The following is a 17919-nucleotide window of genomic DNA, read 5'->3' as shown; positions in this document are numbered from 1 at the left end:
CCTTCGTCGTCCCTCAGACCAGCTCGCCCAGCGCCTCCTCGGGGGCGCCCTCGAGCGCCTCGGCGTCCTTGTTCCAGCGCGACCACAGGACGCGCTCGCCCACGGAGCGGGCCATCAGGTGACCCGTCACCAGGAACGCCACGACGCCCACCGCGAGCACCCCGAACGCCACCCAGAACGGCGACGCCAGGCCGACGTGCTCGGCCAGCAGGCCGGCCACGACGGGAGCGGGCGCCGCGAAGCCCCAGCGCACCAGGTTGAACGCGCCGGTGGTCACGCGGCGGTCGGGCGAACCCATGGCCAGCGCCAGGTCCGTGAGGTTGGCGTTGCAGATGCCCATCGCGACGCCTGCGACGACCAGGACGACGACCGACTGCGCAGTGCTGTGAGAGGTCGCCAGGCCGACGAGCGTGACCAGCAGGACAGCGATCGCCAGGCCGACGGTCTGCACGGCGCCGAAGCGGTGCGCGAGCCGGTGCCCGACCACCAGGATGCCGACCGCGAGACCGATGCCCCACGCGGTGAACACGAGGCCGAGCGGGACGACGTCCAGGCCGAGGAAGATCGGCGTGTAGCCCAGCACGATGAAGAACACGAAGTTGTAGGTGGCCGTGACCACCGACAGGGCGACGAACGCCGGGCGACGGAACGGCTGGAACACCTCGGTGAACCGCAGCGGCGCCGGCTTCTCCTCGGGGTCCTTCAGGCGCGTGACGGCGATGACGAGCGCAGCGACCATGAACATCCCGCACAGGAAGAACGGCACGCGCCAGCTGATCTGGCCGAGCAGGCCGCCGATCAGCGGGCCGACGGCGAACCCGAGCCCGACGCAGGTCTCGAAGAGCTCCACCACCCACTTCTTGTCGCTCGCGAGCGAGACCAGCAGGGCCATGGCCGTCGCGAAGAACATCGCATTGCCCAGCCCCCAGAGCCCGCGCAGCGCGGCGAGCGGCACGATCCCGTTGGACAGCGAGGCGAGGACGGCGGCGACGGCGACCGTGCTCACGCCCGCGATGAGCACCTTCTTGTAGCCGAACCGACCGGTCGCCATGACGGCCGGGATCATGCCGAGGGCCATCACGCCGATGTAGGCGGTGAACAGCAGCTCGATCTGCCATGTCGTCGCCCCGATCGCCGCGCCGATGGCCGGCAGGATCGGGTCGACGATGGCGATGCCGGCGATGGCGAAGAACGCGGTGAGCGCGGTCGCGTAGATCGCGGTCTTGTGGGGTTCGATGCGGGTGGAGGCCACTGACGTCGGTCCTTTATCTGTATGGTGCAGGTACTTACCTGTATGCTACATCCAGCTCCCCCCGACCGAAAGTTCGCACGCCGAGAGCTCGTACCCCGAGAGTGAGCCCATGTCACACGACGACGCCGTGACCGAGATCGAGGCCCAGGTGGCCCTCCTGCTGCGCCTGGCCGACCGGAACCGACGCGCGAGCGACCGCCTGAACGTGACGCTCGAGCGCTCGGCGTACCTGGTGCTCCGCCTGCTCGACACCACCGGACCGGTGGGCATCAACGCGATCGCGGACCACCTGCGGCTGGACGCGTCGACGATCACCCGCCAGGTGCTGGCCATGGAGGCCGCTGGGCTCGTCACGCGCGAGCGGGACCCACGCGACGGTCGGCGCGCGGTGGTGACCGAGACCCCCGCCGGCGTCGAGGCGCTCGCGCGGACGCGCGTCGCGCGCGCCGAGGTCTACAACGACGTGCTCACCGGATGGAGCACCACGGACCGCGAGCTGCTCGCCCACCTGCTGACCAGGCTCAACGACGACCTGGACGCGCACGCCGGCCGGTCCTGAGGCGGGTTCGGGCTAGCGTGGAGCCATTCCCGAGACGAAGGACACCGATGACCGACGCTCCGGCCGCCAAGGCCAAGACCCGCCCCGCACCGTTCGTCGCGGAGGTGCTCCGCACCGAACAGCTCTCGGCGACGATGGTCCGGGTGGTCGTCGGCGGACCCGGCCTGGCCGCGTTCGATCCCTCCCCGCACGCCGACTCCTACGTCAAGGTCGTGTTCCTGCCGGCGGGGGCCCCGCGTCCGCTGCGCGACGACGGCCGGCTCGACATCGAGGCCGTGCGGGCGTCCCTGGCGCCGGACGAGCAGCCGCGGCAGCGCGCGTACACGGTCCGCGGCTACGCAGCCGGTGAGCTCACGCTCGACTTCGTGGTGCACGGCGACGAGGGCGTCGCGGGTCCCTGGGCGGAGGGGGCGAAGGTCGGCGACGAGGTGCTGGTCCAGGGCCCGGGCGGCGCCTGGTCGCCCGACCCGACCGCCGCGTCCTACCTGTTCGCGGGCGACGCCAGCGCGCTGCCCGCGATCGCCGTCGCGCTCGAGCGGCTCGCGCCCGACGCCGTCGGCCACGTCGTGATCGAGGTGCACGACGCCGAGGACGAGGTCCCCCTCACCGCGCCGGCCGGGGTTCTCGTGCACTGGGTGCACCAGGGCTTCGGCGTGCCCGGGCTGGCCCTCGTCGACGGCGTCGCCGCGCTGCCGCCGCTGCCGCACCCCGTCAGCGCGTTCGTGCACGGCGAGGCCGGTGCCGTCCGCGAGCTGCGCCGCCACGTGCGCACCGAGCGCGGCGTCGGGCGCGACCAGCTGTCCGTGTCGGGCTACTGGCGCCTGGGCGCCGACGACGAGGGCTGGCGCGCCACCAAGCGCGACTGGCTCGCCACGATCGAGCAGTCCGAGGTGGCCGCGGGCCTCGCCTGAGGACCCACCCACCGAACGCGTGACGGTGCGAGCGGGCCGGCGTGCCCCCGCCGGGATTTGAACCCGGACTGGGCCGGGTTTAAGCCGGCTGCCTCTGCCAGTTGGGCTACGGGGGCGGACGCCGCTCATCCTGCCAGGGAACGACGAGGCCCCCGGCCCGCGAGGGACCGGGGGCTCGTCGACGAGCGTCAGGCCGAGGCGGCCTTCTTCTCCTTCACCGGCGCAGCGGCGGACTCCTCGACCACGCGCGGCTTGGCCGGCACGGACGCGGCGCGGAACTCGGCGCGCGGGTCGTGCAGGCTGCCGAGCGCGACGACCTCGCGGCGGAGCAGCAGCGCGCCGGTCCAGCCGGCGGCGATGCGGATCTTGCGGTTGAAGGTCGGCATGGCGGCGACGTGGTACGAGCGGTGCAGGACCCAGGCGAGGAAGCCCTTGACCTTGATCCGGCCGAACATCTGCGCGACGCCCTTGTACATGCCGAGCGAGGCGACGGCGCCGATGTTCTTGTGCTTGTACTCGGTGGGCGGGGCCGAGCGCAGGACGCGGGCCAGGTTGTCGCCGAGGTGGTTGCCCTCGCGCAGCGCGTGCTGGGCGTTGGGCGGGCAGAACTTGCCGGGGTTGTAGAGGTCCGGCACCGCGGCGCAGTCACCGGCGCCGTACGCGTCGGGGACGACCGTGCCGTCCTCCTGCGTCACCTGGAGGTAGGCGTTGCAGATGAGTCGGCCCATCTTGTCCAGCGGCAGGTCCGAGTTCTGCAGCACCGGGTTGGCCTTGACGCCCGCGGTCCAGACGATGGTCTCGGCGTCGAACTCTTCCTTGTTCGACAGGACCACGTGACCGTCGACGCAGCTGGACAGGAACGTGGAGAGGTAGATCTCGATGTCGCGCTTGCGCAGGACCTGGAGCGTGTAGCCGCCCAGCTCCTCGCTGACCTCGGGCAGGATGCGCGGCGAGCCCTCGACCAGGACGAAGCGCATCTCCTCCTGCTCGATGGCCTTGTAGTACTTCACCGCGGACCGGGCCATGTCCTCGACCTCACCGAGCGCCTCGACGCCGGCGAAGCCGCCTCCGACGAAGACGAACGTGAGCATCTTGCGACGCAGCTCCGGGTCCCAGGTGCTCGCGGCCATGTCGATGCGGTTGAGCACGTGGTTGCGCAGCGCGATGGCCTCTTCGACGTTCTTGAAGCCGATCGCGACCTCCGCGAGGCCGGGGATGGGCAACGTGCGAGCGACCGAGCCCAGGCCGACGACGAGGTGGTCGTAGGTGATCCAGTAGGCCTCGCCCTCCTCGGGCGTGATCTCGACCGTGCGCTCGCCGTGGTTGATCTGGCTGACCTTGCCCTGGAGCACGTCGACACCCTTGAGCGCGCGGCGGTGCGGGGCGACCACGTAGCGCGCGTCGATGGACCCGGCGGCGGCCTCGGGCAGGAAGGGGGCGTACGTCATGTACGGGCGCGGGTCTACGACGACGATCGCAGCCTCGCGCTTGCCCAGACGCTTGCGCAGCCGGCGCGCGGTGTACAGGCCGACGGTACCGCCGCCGAGCACCACGACGCGGGGAACCTTGCGGGGCTTGGCCGAGCGCACCGGCGACTCCACGGTGGCCGGGCTGCTGGCGACGTCCGAGGAAGAAGGCATGCCTCAACGGTAGCGGCGCAGGACCCTGGACGTCCTGCCCGAACCCGGTGATCATGCGCACAGTGCACTCCCAGGGGGTGTGAGACGGCGCACGGTCCGTGCGCCGTCCCACCGCCTCAGGGAGTCGGGACCGGCGTCGGGGCCACCGCGTCGGCCGCGACGGAGGACTCAGCCGAGGCGTCCAGGGCGGGCGCCTTGGCGAACGGGCGCGGCGGGATCGACGCCGTGGCGCTGCCGGTCAGGGCGTGGGTGCCGTCGTCGGCGAACGTGAACTGCGAGGTCGGGGCGCCCTTGAGCGGGTACACGTTCCACCGCGATCGGCCGTCGGCGTCCGTCCGGCTCACGAACGACCAGGGCTCCTTGGTCTCCGGGAAGAAGAACTGGCCGGCGCCGTTGTCGAAGGTCGTGCGCACCGGGCGACCGCGGTCGTCGAAGATCTGGACGTCGGTGAGCGGGTTGCCCGCCGCGTCGTACGCGAACAGGTTGCTCACCTGGATCCCGTCCACGACGACGCCGTCGACGGCCTTGTCCTTGTAGACCACCTGCGTCTGGACCGACGGGCTGAACGCGCCCCGGGCGTAGTTGTCGTAGACCGTCTCCCAGCGGTGCACCTGGCCCTGGACGGTCACGAAGACCGGGAGCACCAGGACCACGGCCGCGACGTTGGCGGCGCCGGCGACCCAGGAGAACGACCGCGACCTGTTCCACATGCCGCGTCCCCACTGCACGCTGAGCACGACCGCGACCGCGAGCACCACCCACTGGACGAGGCTTCGCGGCAGCCACCGCATCGTCGTCGCCCCCGCCAGGTAGCAGAGGACCTGGTAGCCGACCCAGCCGCGCAGGATCCACCAGAACGGGCGCAGCGCGACGAGGAACGACTCGACCGGCGGCCAGAACGGCTTCTCGCGGAGCGCGCCCAGGAGCGTGCGACCTCCCCGCCGGACCGCGCGCACCGGCGTGCCCAGCACCTCGCGGGTGGTGCGACGGGCCGCCTCGACGGCCACTGGCGCCAGCCCGGCCGCGGCCCGCAGCTCGGCGGCGTACTCCTGAGGCGGTCCGAACTGTTCGAGCACCCCGCGGCCGTGCGCGTTGTGGCGCTCGTCGGCGAGCGCGTCGGCCAGGTCCGCCTCGAGGTCGTCGGTGAGGTCCTCGACCTGCTCGGGGGCCAGCCCGTCGAGTGCGGCGCGGACGGCCGCGGCGTACGCGGCGACGTCCATGACGTCCGTGGTCTCCAGCACGCTCATCGCACGACCTCCGTCCCGAGCAGGCGCCCCATCGTGCCCGCGAACTCCTGCCAGTCCTTGCGCTGGGCGTCGAGCATGGCCCGGCCCTGGGCGTTGATCCCGTAGTACTTGCGGTGCGGGCCCTCATCGCTGGGCACGACGTAGGACGTCAGCGCTCCCGACGAGTAGAGCCGGCGCAGCGTCCCGTAGACCGACGCGTCGCCGACCTCCTCGATGCCCGCGGCGCGGAGCCGCCGGACCACGTCGTACCCGTACCCGTCCTCGTCGGAGACGACGGCGAGCACGGCCAGGTCCAGCACCCCCTTGAGCAGCTGGGTGGTGTCCATGCGACCTCCCTGTCCGGTCTGGTGCGGGGGACCCCCTGCGACCCCCGCGAGCGCGACGCTATTACACAGTGCGCACTACCGTCCAGAGTGAACCACCGGCGTGTCTCGCCCGTCGTTCAGCGGGTCGCGACGCTCCACGCGATGCCGTCGAGGATGTCGTGCTCGGAGGTGACCACGTCGGTCAGCTCTCCCCCGCCCCGCGCGACCTCGTCACGCACCCGGGCGACCACCTCGTGCCAGACCAGGGCGCCGGCACCGATCACGTCGACCCGTCCCGGGTGCATGAACGGCAGCGCCGCGCGTTCGGCGTGGTCGCGGGCCAGCAGGTCGTCGCAGGCCGCGAGCACCTGTGCGACCGGTAGGACCGACCCGTCGATGGCCAGCGGGTCGTAGGTGGCCAGGCCGAGCGCGTGCGCCGTCACCGTGGTCACGGTGCCGGCCAGCCCGACCAGCGTGACCGCCCTGCCCAGCGGGACGTGGGCCGAGGCCGTGTCGAGGGCGGCGTGGATGTCACGCCGGGATCGAGCGATCTCGTCGACGGTCGGCGGGTCGGAGTGCAGGTGCCGCTCGGTCAGCCGGACGCAGCCGACGTCCATCGAGTACGCGGCCTCGACGGTGTCGCTCCCCAGCACCAGCTCCGTCGAGCCGCCGCCCAGGTCCACGACGAGGAACGGACCCGGATGCCGTCCCGCCAGCACGCCCGTGGCGCCACGGAAGGACAGCTCCGCCTCCTCGGTGCCCTCGACGACCTCGGGCTCCACGCCGAGCGCGTCACGCACCCCGTCGACGAAGTCCGCGCGGTTCTCGGCATCGCGGGAGGCGGACGTCGCGACGAACCGGATCGCCTCGACCCCGAGCGAGGTGCAGATGTCGTTGTACCGCCGGGCCGCGTCGAGCGTCCGCTCGAGGGCCTCCGGGGCGATCCGACCGGTCCGGTCCACGCCCTGCCCGAGCCGGACCACCTCCATCCGCCGGTCCAGGTCCACCAGGGTGCCGGCCGACGGATCGACGTCCGCCACCAGCAACCGGATCGAGTTGGTCCCGCAGTCGATGGCAGCCACACGCGTCACGCGCTCATCCTCGCACCCCGGCACGGCCGGTCCGGGTCAGCAGGTGCAGCGGTCCGGGCGCCACTCGTCGCGGATGAGGGCCAGGACCTCGTCGCCGATCGGGTTCACGCCCGGCCCCGCCGCGAGCGCGTGCCCGACAAGGACGTGCAAGCACTTGACCCGGGTGGGCATGCCGCCCGCGGAGATGCCGGCGATCTCCTCGACGTGACCGAGCTCCTCACGGTCGGCCAGGTACGCCTCGTGCGCGCGCCGGTAGGCGGCCGCGAGCTCCTCGTCGTCGGCGAGCCGGGCGGTGAGCTCCTTCATCAAACCGGTCGCCTCACGCGTGCTCACGGCCGCGACCGCGGGCGGGTTCGTGAGGTAGTAGGTCGTCGGGAACGGGGTGCCGTCGTCGAGGCGAGGGGCCGTGCGCACCACGAGCGGGCGGCCGCAGACGCACCGGGCCGCGATGCCGACGACACCGCGGGGCGGCCGGCCGAGCTGTTCGGCCAGCACGGCGATGTCCTGGTCGGTCACGGCGTCCAGCGGCGTGCGTGTCACGAGAGAAGGTCCGTTCGGGTTGCGGGTGCGTCAGCCGCCCGGCGCGGGGGTCGGCGACCCATTGTCGCCCGGCGACGGGGCAGCCGGCGTCGGGACGTCCGCGGGACGGCCGTCCTGCGTCGCCGGCACGGGCGTGGTCCCGGCCACCTGGACCGAGTCCCACACCGACGCGTACCAGGGCTGCGTCCCGCCGGTGTCCAACGCCGCGGCGGGGCCCTGCTCGACCGGGGCGGTGTCCGGCACCGTCTGCGGGTCGACCACGCGGAACGCCTTCTCCCCGGGCAGCACGAACGAGAGCCGTGCACGTGCCTGCGTGGCGACGTACGCCGGGTCGTTCCACCGGTCCAGGTCCGCCTGGAGGTCGTCGTTGCGGTGCTCGGCCGCGCTCACCTGCGCGCGCAGCTGGTCGACCTCGGCCTTCTGCCGCAGGTAGGAGTGCAGCGTCGGGTAGACCAGCACGAACGCCAGCAGCAGGACGCACCCGAACACCATCGCCCGCACCGTGAACAGTCGCGGCACCGTGAGCTGCGACCGTTCCGCCCGGGCGGTGCCGCGCGCCGGGGTGGCCGGTCCCCCTCGGGTCGCGGGGCCCGTGGCCGCGGGTCGCGACGACGCGGAGGGGCGCGATGCCGACGACGAGGGGCGCGCTGCGGAAGGGGGTCGTGGCGATGGCTTGGAGGTCGTCGACGCCCGGGGCGATCGCGAACCGTCGTCGGGCGCGCTCGTCGACCCGTCCCGCGCGCCGGATCCCGACGGCGCCGCCGTTCCCGCGGGGTGCGTCGAGGCCGCTCCCGCGCCCGTCCCGGTGCGCGGCGCCGCACGCCGCCGGGGCGCGCTCGGAGACGCCGGGCGTCGAGGGGCAGACATGGTGCGATTCTGCCCCGGCCCACGCCGAGGTCGCCGGACCCCGCTCCCTGCGGGCGCGCCGGACCGGCGCGGCGCCGAGCAGCCCGGTCATGCACGAGCGCAGCCGGCCCCGGACGCGCCGAAGGCCGGCCACCCGCGAGGGCGACCGGCCTTCCGTCGTGCTCAGCCCTTGAAGCGGGGGAAAGCCGAACGGCCCGCGTACACGGCGGCGTCGTCCAGCTCCTCCTCGATGCGCAGGAGCTGGTTGTACTTGTTGATGCGCTCGCCACGGGCCGGGGCACCGGTCTTGATCTGGCCGGCGTTGGTGGCCACGGACAGGTCCGCGATCGTCGTGTCCTCGGTCTCGCCGGAGCGGTGCGAGGTCATCGTCGTGAAGCCGCTGCGCTGGGCCAGCTCGACGGCGTCCAGCGTCTCGGTCAGGGTGCCGATCTGGTTGAGCTTGACCAGCAGCGAGTTGGCCGACTTGAGCTCGATGCCCTTGCGCAGACGCTCAGGGTTGGTGACGAACAGGTCGTCGCCGACGATCTGCACCTTGTCACCGATGGTGGCGACCAGGTGGCTCCAGCCCTCCCACTCGTCCTCGGACAGCGGGTCCTCGATGGAGACCAGCGGGTAGTCGTTCACCAGCTGCTCGTAGTACGCCGACATCTGCTCGTTGGAGAGCGCCTTGCCCTCGAACTGGTAGGCGCCGTCCTTGAAGAACTCGGTGGCGGCGACGTCGAGCGCGAGGCCCACGTCGACGCCGGGCGTGAAGCCGGCCTTCTCGATGGCGACCAGGATCAGGTCCAGCGCGTCGCGGTTGCTCGGCAGGTTGGGGGCGAAGCCGCCCTCGTCGCCGAGGCCCGTGCCCAGGCCCTTGCCCTTGAGGACGGACTTGAGCGAGTGGTAGATCTCGACGCCGGTGCGCAGGGCCTCGCGGTACGTCGTGGGGCCGAACGGCGCGACCATGAACTCCTGGATGTCCACGTTGGAGTCGGCGTGCGACCCACCGTTGAGGATGTTCATCATCGGGACCGGAAGCACGTGCGCGTTGGGGCCACCGATGTAGCGGAACAGCGGCAGGTTGGCGGAGTCGGCGGCGGCCTTCGCCACGGCGAGCGAGACGCCGAGGATCGCGTTGGCGCCGAGCTTGCCCTTGTTGGCGGTGCCGTCGAGGTCGATCAGCGCGGCGTCGACCAGACGCTGCTCGGTCGCCTCGAAGCCGATGAGCTCGGGGGCGATCTCGTCGATGACCGCGTTCACGGCCTCCTCGACGCCCTTGCCCAGGTAGCGGGCCGCGTCGCCGTCACGACGCTCGACGGCCTCGAACGCACCCGTGGACGCGCCCGACGGGACGGCGGCACGGGCGATGGTGCCGTCGTCGAGGGCGACCTCGACCTCGACAGTGGGGTTGCCGCGCGAGTCCAAGATCTCGCGGGCGCCGACGGCCTCGATGCTGGCCATGGGTGCTCCTTCGACGAGCGGGTGGGTTTACGACCTCACCCTAGTGGGCCTCGGCGGCGGCCGAGTATGGACCTTCGGCCTTGGACACCGCGTCCCCGACGGCGAGCATGATCTGCTCGACCCGCTCCTTGGCGTCGCCGAACAGCATCGAGGTGTTGTCGCGGAAGAACAGCGGGTTCTGCACGCCCGCGTAGCCCGTGGCCATCGACCGCTTGAACACCACGACGCGGGCCGCCTTCCAGACCTCGAGCACCGGCATGCCGGCGATCGGCGAGCCCGGGTCGTCGAGGGCTGCCGGGTTGACGGTGTCGTTGGCGCCGATCACGAGCACCACGTCCACGTCGCCCAGGTCGTCGTTGATCTCGTCCATCTCGAGCACGATGTCGTAGGGCACGCGGGCCTCGGCGAGCAGCACGTTCATGTGGCCGGGCAGCCGGCCGGCCACCGGGTGGACACCGAACCGCACGTCGATCCCGCGGGCACGCAGCTTTTCGACGAGCTCCGCGACCGGGTACTGCGCCCGCGCGACCGCCATGCCGTAGCCCGGGGTGATGACCACGCTGCGTGCCTCGAGAAGGAGCTCGGCGACGTCCGCCGCCGAGACCTCGTGGTGCACGCCTTGTTCCCCGTCCGACGCGACGACGGTCCCGCCCTCGGCGCCGAACCCACCCAGGATCACGCTGACGAACGACCGGTTCATCGCCTTGCACATGAGGTAGCTGAGGATCGCGCCGGACGACCCGACGAGCGCTCCGGTGACGATCAGCAGGTCGTTGCCGAGCATGAAGCCGGCCGCCGCGGCTGCCCACCCGGAGTAGGAGTTGAGCATCGAGACGACCACGGGCATGTCCCCGCCGCCGATCGAGGCGACCAGGTGCCACCCGAGCGCGAGGGCGACGACGGTCATGAGGACGAGTGGGACCACGCTGTGCGAGCCCAGGAACCAGACCAGCAGGCCACCCGACGCGAGCAGCATCGCCAGATTCAGCACGTTGCGGCCGGGCAGCGTGAGCGGCGCCGATCGGATCCGTGTCGACAGCTTCAGGTAGGCGACGATCGACCCGGCGAACGTCACGGCGCCGATCAGCACGCCCAGGAACACCTCGACCAGGTGCGCCGGGTCGGCCGGCTCGGTGAGGAACGAGTTGTAGCCGACGAGCACCGCCGCGAGCCCGACGAACGAGTGCAGGATCGCGATGAGCTCCGGCATCTGCGTCATCTCGACACGTCGGGCCCGCCACGTGCCGATGGTCCCGCCGATCAGGAGCACCAGCAGGATCAGCCCACCGGTCACCGGGACCGGCCGCTCGGAGTGGTCCAGCGCGAGGCCGATCGTCGCGACCAGCGCGAGGACCATGCCGACCATGCCGGCGACGTTGCCGCGGCGTGCGGTCTCCTGCTTGGACAGCCCGGCGAGGCTGAGGACGAAGAGCAGGGCGGCGAGCAGGTAGGTGGCCTGGGCCCAGGACCCGGGCACCTCAGGCGTCCTTCCGGAACATGCGGATCATGCGGTTGGCGACGAGGAAGCCACCGAACACGTTGATGCTCGCGACGCTCGCCGCCACGACCGCGAGCACGGTCACCAGCGGGTCGTCGTCGCCGATCTGCAGCAGTGCGCCGACCAGGATGATCCCCGAGATCGCGTTCGTCTGGGCCATGAGCGGCGTGTGCAGCGAGTGGCTCACGTTCGAGATGACGTAGTACCCGACGATCACCGCGAGCGCGAAGACCGTGAAGTGCCCGAGGAACGCGGCCGGTGCGAACGAGATCCCGAAGAGCACGGCGACGGCGACGAGCGCGAGGACGATCGAGCGTCGCTGCGCGCGGCGCTGCGTGTCGACGGGCGGTCTCGGGACGACGGGCACGGGCACGGGCGGCACCGCCGACACGGCGACCGGCGGCGGTGGCCACAGCACCTCGCCGTCCACGGTGACAGCCATCCCGCGCTGGACCGGGTCGTCGAGGTCGAGCACCAGCTCGCCGTCCTTGCCGGGCGTGAGCAGCTCGAACAGGTGGACCACGTTGGTGCCGAACAGCTGCGAGGTGTGCTGCGGCATACGGCTGGTCAGGTCGGTGTAGCCGACGATCGTGATGCCGTCGTCGCTGACCACGACCTCCCCGGGGATCGTGAGCTCGCAGTTGCCGCCGCCCGACGCGGCCAGGTCCACGATCACGCTGCCGGGCCGCATCCCGTGCACCATCTCGGCGGTGATCGTGGTGGGCGCGTACCCCCGCACCAGCGCGGTCGTGACGACGATGTCGGCGTCGGCCGTCTCCGCCGCGTACATCCGCGCCGTGAGCACCTCCTGCTCGGCGGTCAGCGCGCTGGCATAGCCGTCCGCGCTCACCGCCTGCTGAGCCGCCGCCGCCTGCACGAACGTCGCACCCATGGACTCGATCTGCTCGCCGACCTCGGGCCGCACGTCGAACGCGCGGACCCGAGCCCCCATCGCGCCGGCCGCGCCGATGGCGGCGAGCCCGGCCACCCCGGCGCCGATGACGAAGACCCGCGCCGGAGGTGTCTTGCCCGCGGCGGTCACCTGGCCGGTGAACATGCCGCCGTAGACCTGCGCCGCCTCGACGACCGCCCGGTACCCGGCGACGTTGGACAGGGTGCTCAGCACGTCGAGCGCCTGCGCCCGGGACACCCGGGGCACCGCGTCGAGAGCCAGCGCGGTCACGCCGCGTGCGTGGAGCTCCTCGACCAGCTCGGGCCGGGTGGCCGGCGAGAGCATGGCCACGAGCACGGCCCCCGGCCGCAGCGCCCGGACCTCCTCGGCCGTCGGCGGGTTCACCTTGGCGACCACGTCCGCCGCCCACACCTCGTCGGCGTCCCCGGTCCGCGCACCCGCAACCTCGTAGGCGCCGGGGCCGAACGTGGCCCCGTCGCCCGCGCCGCGCTGCACCACCACGTCGTATCCCAGGGCCACCAGCCGGGCCACCGTCCGCGGCGTCGCCGCGACGAGCCGCTCGCCCGACCGACTCTCCGTCGGGATGCCGATCCGCATCGATGCGCTCCTTCGTCGTCCGGCCGGGGGGTGGCGTCCGGTACTGGTCAGGTCGAGCCGGTCGTGCCCTCGTTCGCTCGCAGCGCCTTCTCCCAGGCGGCGGCCGAGCGCCGCAAGGCCCCTTCGGCATCCACGCCGGTCGACCTCGCCTCGAGCACCAGCGCGAGCAGCCGGTCCCCGAGGTCGTCACCCGACGGCGCCGGCTGCTGCGCCAGTCCGGCGCGCGCAGCCCGGTCCGCGACCTTCTGCGCGCGCGCCAGCGCGCCGAGCGCGAGCGGGACGCCGTCGAGCGCCGACTCGCGCGCCTTCTCGGCGTTCTTCAGCTGGTCCCACTGCACGTGCAGGTCGGTGCCTCTTCGTCCTCTGTCGGCGGCGTCCGGTCCGAACACGTGCGGGTGCCGGCGGACCAGCTTCGCGACGAGGTCGGCGGCCACGTCGTCGACGTCGAACGGGTCGTCGGGGTCCTCCGCCGCGATCCTCGCGTGGAAGACGACCTGCAGCAGCACGTCGCCGAGCTCCTCACGCAGCCCTGCGCGGTCGCCCGTCTCGATCGCCTCGACGAGCTCGTACGTCTCCTCGAGCGCGTACGGCACCAGCGACCCGTGCGTCTGCTCGGCGTCCCACGGGCAGCCGCCCGGCGAGCGCAGCCGATCCATGACGCGCACCAGCTCACGCAACGCGTCGGTCACGAGATCAGGGGGTGGCCGACGGGCTCGGACTGCTGTCCGGGTTGGTCGTCGTCCCGTCCGACGGCGGCGCGGTCGTCGGCTCGATCATCCACGTCGGCGGGGTGGCCGCGGTGATGGTGTTGTTCTTGCCGAGAGTGCCGTACCGCGGGTTCACCGTGACGTCGAGCTTGGCAGTGCGCTTCGTGATCTCGGCGGTGACCGCCTCCTGGCTCGACTTGTTCGACAGGTTGGTGAACGCGACGAAGTAGCGGGCGATCGCCATCGAGGCCGGGCCGAACGTCGGGTTCGCGTCGGGCGTGGTCTGCTTGACCACCGAGTCGAGGAACGCCTTCGCGTCGGCGTCGGACGCCGCGACGCCGGCCTCGGCGGCCATCTGCGTGACCGTCGGCTCGACGACGAGCACACTGAGCACTGCCGAGGGTGATGCGCCCTGGACGTACGGGCCGAGCTCGTCCAGCGCCGACTGCAGGTCGGAGGCCGGGATGGCGGTGCCGTTCACGACCGCCGCCGCACCGGGCTGCCCGGCGCATGCCGACAGCACCGCTGCCGTCGCGAGCGCCACGAGGGCACCCACCATCGAGCGCTTGCCCCACACCCTCACCGAGACCTCCTGCGTCGTCGCCCGTCGATCGGGGCTCATCGTAGGGCCACCGCCTGGGTTTTCAGGCCCGCTTGGAGCCCACCGTGGCGGCCGCGGAGACGTCCCCGCGCACGATCGCGTCGATGAACTGGCGTGCCCAGAGCATGACCTCGCGACCCTGGACCGGCTTGCCGCCGATCCGCGCGGTCATCGGCCAGGGCACCAGCACGGTGCGGACCGCCGGCTTGAGCACCGCACCCGGGTAGAGGCGCTTGAGCCGCAGCTGCGCCGACTCGGGCAGCTCGACCGGCGCGAACCGCACGAACTTGCCCTGCGCGGTGACGTCGGACAGGCCCGCGTTCCGCACGTGCATCCGGAACTCGGCCACCTCGAACAGGTTGTCGACCGCGGCGGGCACCGGCCCGTACCGGTCGATGAGCTCGGCTCGGACGTCCCCGAGGGCCGTCGCGTCCAGGGACGCTGCGATCTTCCGGTACGCCTCGAGCCGCAGCCGCTCGTGCGCGATGTAGTCGTGCGGGATGTGGGCGTCCACCGGCAGCTCGATGGTGACGTCGGGGACCTCCTCCTCGACGTCGCCCCGGAAGTTGGCCACCGCCTCGCCCACCATCCGGATGTACAGGTCGAAGCCGACGCCCTCGATGTGACCCGACTGCTCGCCGCCCAGCAGGTTGCCGGCGCCGCGGATCTCGAGGTCCTTCATGGCCACGGCCATGCCCGCGCCCAGGTCGGTGTTCGCGGCGATGGTCTGCAGCCGGTCGTGCGCCGTCTCGGTGAGCGGCTTCTCCGGCGGGTAGAGGAAGTACGAGTACGCCCGCTCGCGCCCACGGCCCACGCGGCCGCGCAGCTGGTGCAGCTGGCTCAGACCGAGCAGGTCGGCGCGCTCGAGGATCAGGGTGTTGGCGTTGGAGATGTCCAGCCCGGTCTCGACGATCGTCGTGCAGACCAGCACGTCGAACCGCTTCTCCCAGAAGTCGACGATGACCTGCTCGAGCTGGTGCTCGTTCATCTTCCCGTGGGCCACCGCGACCCGGGCCTCGGGCACCAGCTCCATCAGGCGCGACGCCGTCCGCTCGATCGAGTCGACCTTGTTGTGCACGTAGAACACCTGGCCCTCGCGCAGCAGCTCGCGCCGGATCGCGGCGGTGATCTGCAGCTCGTCGTACGCGCCGACGAACGTGAGCACCGGGTGCCGCTCCTCGGGCGGGGTGGCCAGCGTCGACATCTCGCGGATGCCGGTGACAGCCATCTCGAGCGTGCGCGGGATGGGGGTCGCGCTCATCGACAGCACGTCGACGTTGGTGCGCAGCGCCTTGAGCGTCTCCTTGTGCTCGACGCCGAACCGCTGCTCCTCGTCGACCACCACCAGCCCGAGGTCCTTGAAGTGCACCTCGCCGGTGATCAGGCGGTGCGTGCCGATGACGACGTCGATGGTCCCGTCGGCGAGGCCCGCGACGACCTCCTTGGACTCCTTGGGGCTCTGGAACCGGCTGAGGGCCTTCACGTTCACCGGGAAGCCGCTGTACCGCTCGCTGAACGTGTCGAGGTGCTGCTGCACCAGGAGCGTGGTCGGCACGAGCACGGCCACCTGCTTGCCGTCCTGCACGGCCTTGAACGCCGCGCGCACCGCGATCTCGGTCTTGCCATAGCCGACGTCGCCGCAGACCAGGCGGTCCATGGGGATCGGCTTCTCCATGTCGGCCTTGACCTCGTCGATGGTCGCGGCCTGGTCCGGGGTCTCCACGTACGCGAACGCGTCCTCGAGCTCGCGCTGCCAGGGCGTGTCCGGGCCGAACGCGTGCCCGGTGGTGGCCATCCGGGCGGAGTACAGCCGGATGAGCTCCGCGGCGATCTCCTTGACGGCCCGCTTGGCGCGGCCCTTCGTCTTGGCCCAGTCCCCGCCGCCCATCTTGGACAGGGTGGGCGACTCGCCGCCGACGTACTTGGTCACCTGGTCGAGCTGGTCGCTGGGCACGAACAGCCGGTCGCCCGGCTGGCCCCTCTTGCTGGACGCGTACTCGATCACCAGGTACTCACGCGTGGTCGCGTTCGGTCCGGTGCCGATCGTCCGCTGCACCAGCTCCACGAACCGGCCGACACCGTGCTGCTCGTGGACAACGTGGTCGCCCGGCCGCAGCTGCAGGGGGTCGACGACGTTGCGCCGACGGCTCGGCATCCTGCGCATGTCCCGGGTGCTGGTGCCTGCGCGCCCGGTCAGGTCCGACTCCGAGAAGACGGCCAGGTGCAGCGGCTCGGCCACGAAGCCCGTCCCGACGGGGGCCGGCACCACGAGGACCACCCCGCCCTCGGGTTCGGTCTCGATCGTCGCGACGAGCCGCGCCGGCACCTCGGCCGCGCGCAGCTGCTCGACCATCCGCTGCGCGGGCCCGTGCCCCTCCGTGGCCAGCACGAGCCGCCAGCCCGCCTGCTGCAGCACGCGCACGTCGGCGACGGCCCGGTCGACCTCGCCGCGGTACTTCTCGACGTCCCGGGCCGCCAGGACGACCGTGCGCGCGGTCGCCACCAGGTCGTCGGCCATCCCCGCGAGCTCGCCCGGCGCCTGGTTGCGGGCGGCCGTGTGCGGGTCGGCCTCCGTGGCCGCGTCCACGTCGAGCGTGAACGGGCTCATGGTCCACCAGCCGAGGCCGCGCACGGCCGACAGCGCGCGGACCTCCGCGAAGGACGCGAAGCTCGCCGCGGACAGGTCCAGGGGTGTCGCGGCACCGGCCGCCGCGGAGGTCCACGCGGCCGCCAGGAACTCCTGCGTCGTCGCGACGAGGTCGTGCGCCCGGCGGCGGACCCGCTCGGGGTCGATCATCACCAGCAGGCTGTCGTCACGGACGAGGTCCAGCACCGGCACCATGCGGTCCACCAGGGCGGGCGCCAGCGACTCCATGCCCTCGACCGCGATCCCCTGGCCCAGCCGGTCGAGCATGTCGGTGGCGCCCGGGAGCTGCGGGATGAGCTCGACGGCCCGCGCGCGGACCTCGTCCGTCAGCAGGATCTCCCGGCACGGCGGCGCCCAGACCCCGTGCTCGGCCACCTCGAGGCTGCGCTGGTCGGCGACGGAGAACCAGCGGATCTCCTCGACGTCCTCACCCCACAGCTCGACGCGCAGCGGGTGGTCCTCCGTGGGCGGGAACACGTCGACGATCCCGCCCCGGACTGCGAACTCCCCGCGCCGCTCGACCATGTCGACGCGGGTGTACGCGGCGCCGGCCAGCTTCTCGGCCAGGTCGGCGAGGTCCACGCGGTCGCCCGTCCTGATCGACACCGGCGCGAGGTCCCCCAGCCCGTCGACGACGGGCTGCAGCAACGCACGGACCGGCACGACGAGCACCCGGATCGGCCCGGCGTACCCCGCACCCTCGGGGTGGGCGAGGCGACGGAACACCGCGAGCCGGCGCGCGACCGTGTCGCTGCGCGGGGACAGGCGCTCGTGCGGCAGCGTCTCCCAGGCCGGCAGGACCGCGACGTCGTCGGCACCCACGTAGCACCGGATCGCCGCGGCCAGCTCGTCGGCGTCGCGACCGGTCGCCGTCACGACGACCAGCGGACGCCGCTGCGCCAGCGCCGCCAGCAGCGGCGGGCGGATCCCGGCGGGTCCGACGACGTCGAGCTCGCCACGGGCGCGCGCCGAGTCGACCGCCTCGGCGGCGGCGGGGTCGGTCAGGAGGGCAGGGAGCAGGCCGGAGAGGTCCATGGGGTCCTTGTCGAGGCAGCAGGAACGCCCCGAATCCAGAAGGAGCCGGGGTGCGACCACCAGTCT

Annotated in this window: 15 protein-coding genes and 1 tRNA gene; 2 read left to right on the top strand and 14 right to left on the bottom strand. The window is 72.3% G+C overall.

Features of this window, described 5'->3' with window-relative positions; all coding sequences use genetic code 11:
* Positions 1 to 13: 13 nt before the first annotated feature.
* A complete protein-coding gene (locus ACPPVS_RS03120) occupies positions 14 to 1252 on the bottom strand; it encodes an MFS transporter (protein WP_426594522.1) in 1239 nt (412 codons plus the stop codon).
* Positions 1253 to 1361: 109 nt separating this feature from the next.
* Between ACPPVS_RS03120 and ACPPVS_RS03115 the strand changes: the two genes are divergently transcribed.
* A complete protein-coding gene (locus ACPPVS_RS03115; protein WP_426594521.1) occupies positions 1362 to 1811 on the top strand; it encodes a MarR family winged helix-turn-helix transcriptional regulator in 450 nt (149 codons plus the stop codon).
* Positions 1812 to 1858: 47 nt separating this feature from the next.
* The gene (locus tag ACPPVS_RS03110; RefSeq protein WP_426594519.1) at positions 1859 to 2722 is read left to right on the top strand and encodes a siderophore-interacting protein; all 864 of its coding nucleotides are present in this window, start codon (positions 1859 to 1861) and stop codon (positions 2720 to 2722) included.
* A gap of 42 nt (positions 2723 to 2764) precedes the next feature.
* Here the strand turns inward: ACPPVS_RS03110 and ACPPVS_RS03105 are convergent.
* The 13 genes from ACPPVS_RS03105 to mfd all read right to left on the bottom strand — a co-directional run bounded on the left by ACPPVS_RS03105 (position 2765) and on the right by mfd (position 17853).
* Positions 2765 to 2838: transfer RNA gene (locus ACPPVS_RS03105), tRNA-Leu, on the bottom strand.
* A 72-nt stretch (positions 2839 to 2910) separates the two neighbouring features.
* Positions 2911 to 4362 carry an NAD(P)/FAD-dependent oxidoreductase gene (locus ACPPVS_RS03100; protein WP_426594518.1) on the bottom strand — a complete coding sequence of 484 codons (1452 nt, stop codon included), beginning with the start codon at positions 4360 to 4362 and terminating at the stop codon, positions 2911 to 2913.
* A 116-nt stretch (positions 4363 to 4478) separates the two neighbouring features.
* Entirely contained in the window at positions 4479 to 5609 is a 1131-nt protein-coding gene (locus tag ACPPVS_RS03095; RefSeq protein ID WP_426594516.1) for an HAAS signaling domain-containing protein, read from the bottom strand.
* Positions 5606 to 5935, bottom strand: a complete 330-nt coding sequence (locus ACPPVS_RS03090; protein WP_426594515.1) for a PadR family transcriptional regulator — start codon at positions 5933 to 5935, stop codon at positions 5606 to 5608. Before ACPPVS_RS03090 ends, ACPPVS_RS03095 begins: the two co-directional genes overlap by 4 nt.
* A 116-nt stretch (positions 5936 to 6051) precedes the next feature.
* Positions 6052 to 7005 carry an exopolyphosphatase gene (locus ACPPVS_RS03085; RefSeq protein WP_426594514.1) on the bottom strand — a complete coding sequence of 318 codons (954 nt, stop codon included), beginning with the start codon at positions 7003 to 7005 and terminating at the stop codon, positions 6052 to 6054.
* Between the two features lie 36 nt (positions 7006 to 7041).
* Positions 7042 to 7545 (bottom strand): DUF501 domain-containing protein, encoded by a 504-nt coding sequence (locus ACPPVS_RS03080; protein ID WP_426594513.1) that lies wholly within the window; start codon positions 7543 to 7545, stop codon positions 7042 to 7044.
* A gap of 30 nt (positions 7546 to 7575) precedes the next feature.
* Positions 7576 to 8064, bottom strand: a complete 489-nt coding sequence (locus ACPPVS_RS03075; RefSeq protein ID WP_426594512.1) for an FtsB family cell division protein — start codon at positions 8062 to 8064, stop codon at positions 7576 to 7578.
* Positions 8065 to 8574: 510 nt separating this feature from the next.
* On the bottom strand, positions 8575 to 9855 hold the full coding sequence (eno, locus tag ACPPVS_RS03070) for a phosphopyruvate hydratase (protein ID WP_426594511.1): 1281 nt from the start codon (positions 9853 to 9855) through the stop codon (positions 8575 to 8577).
* A gap of 40 nt (positions 9856 to 9895) precedes the next feature.
* Complete coding sequence (gene pntB, locus ACPPVS_RS03065) at positions 9896 to 11332, bottom strand: Re/Si-specific NAD(P)(+) transhydrogenase subunit beta (protein ID WP_426594510.1); 1437 nt, start codon at positions 11330 to 11332, stop codon at positions 9896 to 9898.
* Between the two features lies 1 nt (position 11333).
* Entirely contained in the window at positions 11334 to 12863 is a 1530-nt protein-coding gene (locus tag ACPPVS_RS03060; RefSeq protein WP_426594509.1) for a Re/Si-specific NAD(P)(+) transhydrogenase subunit alpha, read from the bottom strand.
* 47 nt (positions 12864 to 12910) lie between these two features.
* Positions 12911 to 13552: a MazG family protein gene (locus ACPPVS_RS03055; RefSeq protein ID WP_426594508.1), complete on the bottom strand. Its 642-nt coding sequence runs from the start codon at positions 13550 to 13552 to the stop codon at positions 12911 to 12913.
* Between the two features lie 4 nt (positions 13553 to 13556).
* Positions 13557 to 14192 carry a hypothetical protein gene (locus tag ACPPVS_RS03050; protein ID WP_426594507.1) on the bottom strand — a complete coding sequence of 212 codons (636 nt, stop codon included), beginning with the start codon at positions 14190 to 14192 and terminating at the stop codon, positions 13557 to 13559.
* Between the two features lie 22 nt (positions 14193 to 14214).
* Positions 14215 to 17853 carry a transcription-repair coupling factor gene (mfd, locus tag ACPPVS_RS03045; protein ID WP_426594506.1) on the bottom strand — a complete coding sequence of 1213 codons (3639 nt, stop codon included), beginning with the start codon at positions 17851 to 17853 and terminating at the stop codon, positions 14215 to 14217.
* Positions 17854 to 17919: the final 66 nt, after the last annotated feature.

This window comes from Cellulomonas sp. McL0617 (genome assembly GCF_049994875.1).
Classification (GTDB): domain Bacteria; phylum Actinomycetota; class Actinomycetes; order Actinomycetales; family Cellulomonadaceae; genus Cellulomonas.
This window is presented reverse-complemented; position numbering and strand designations above follow the sequence as displayed.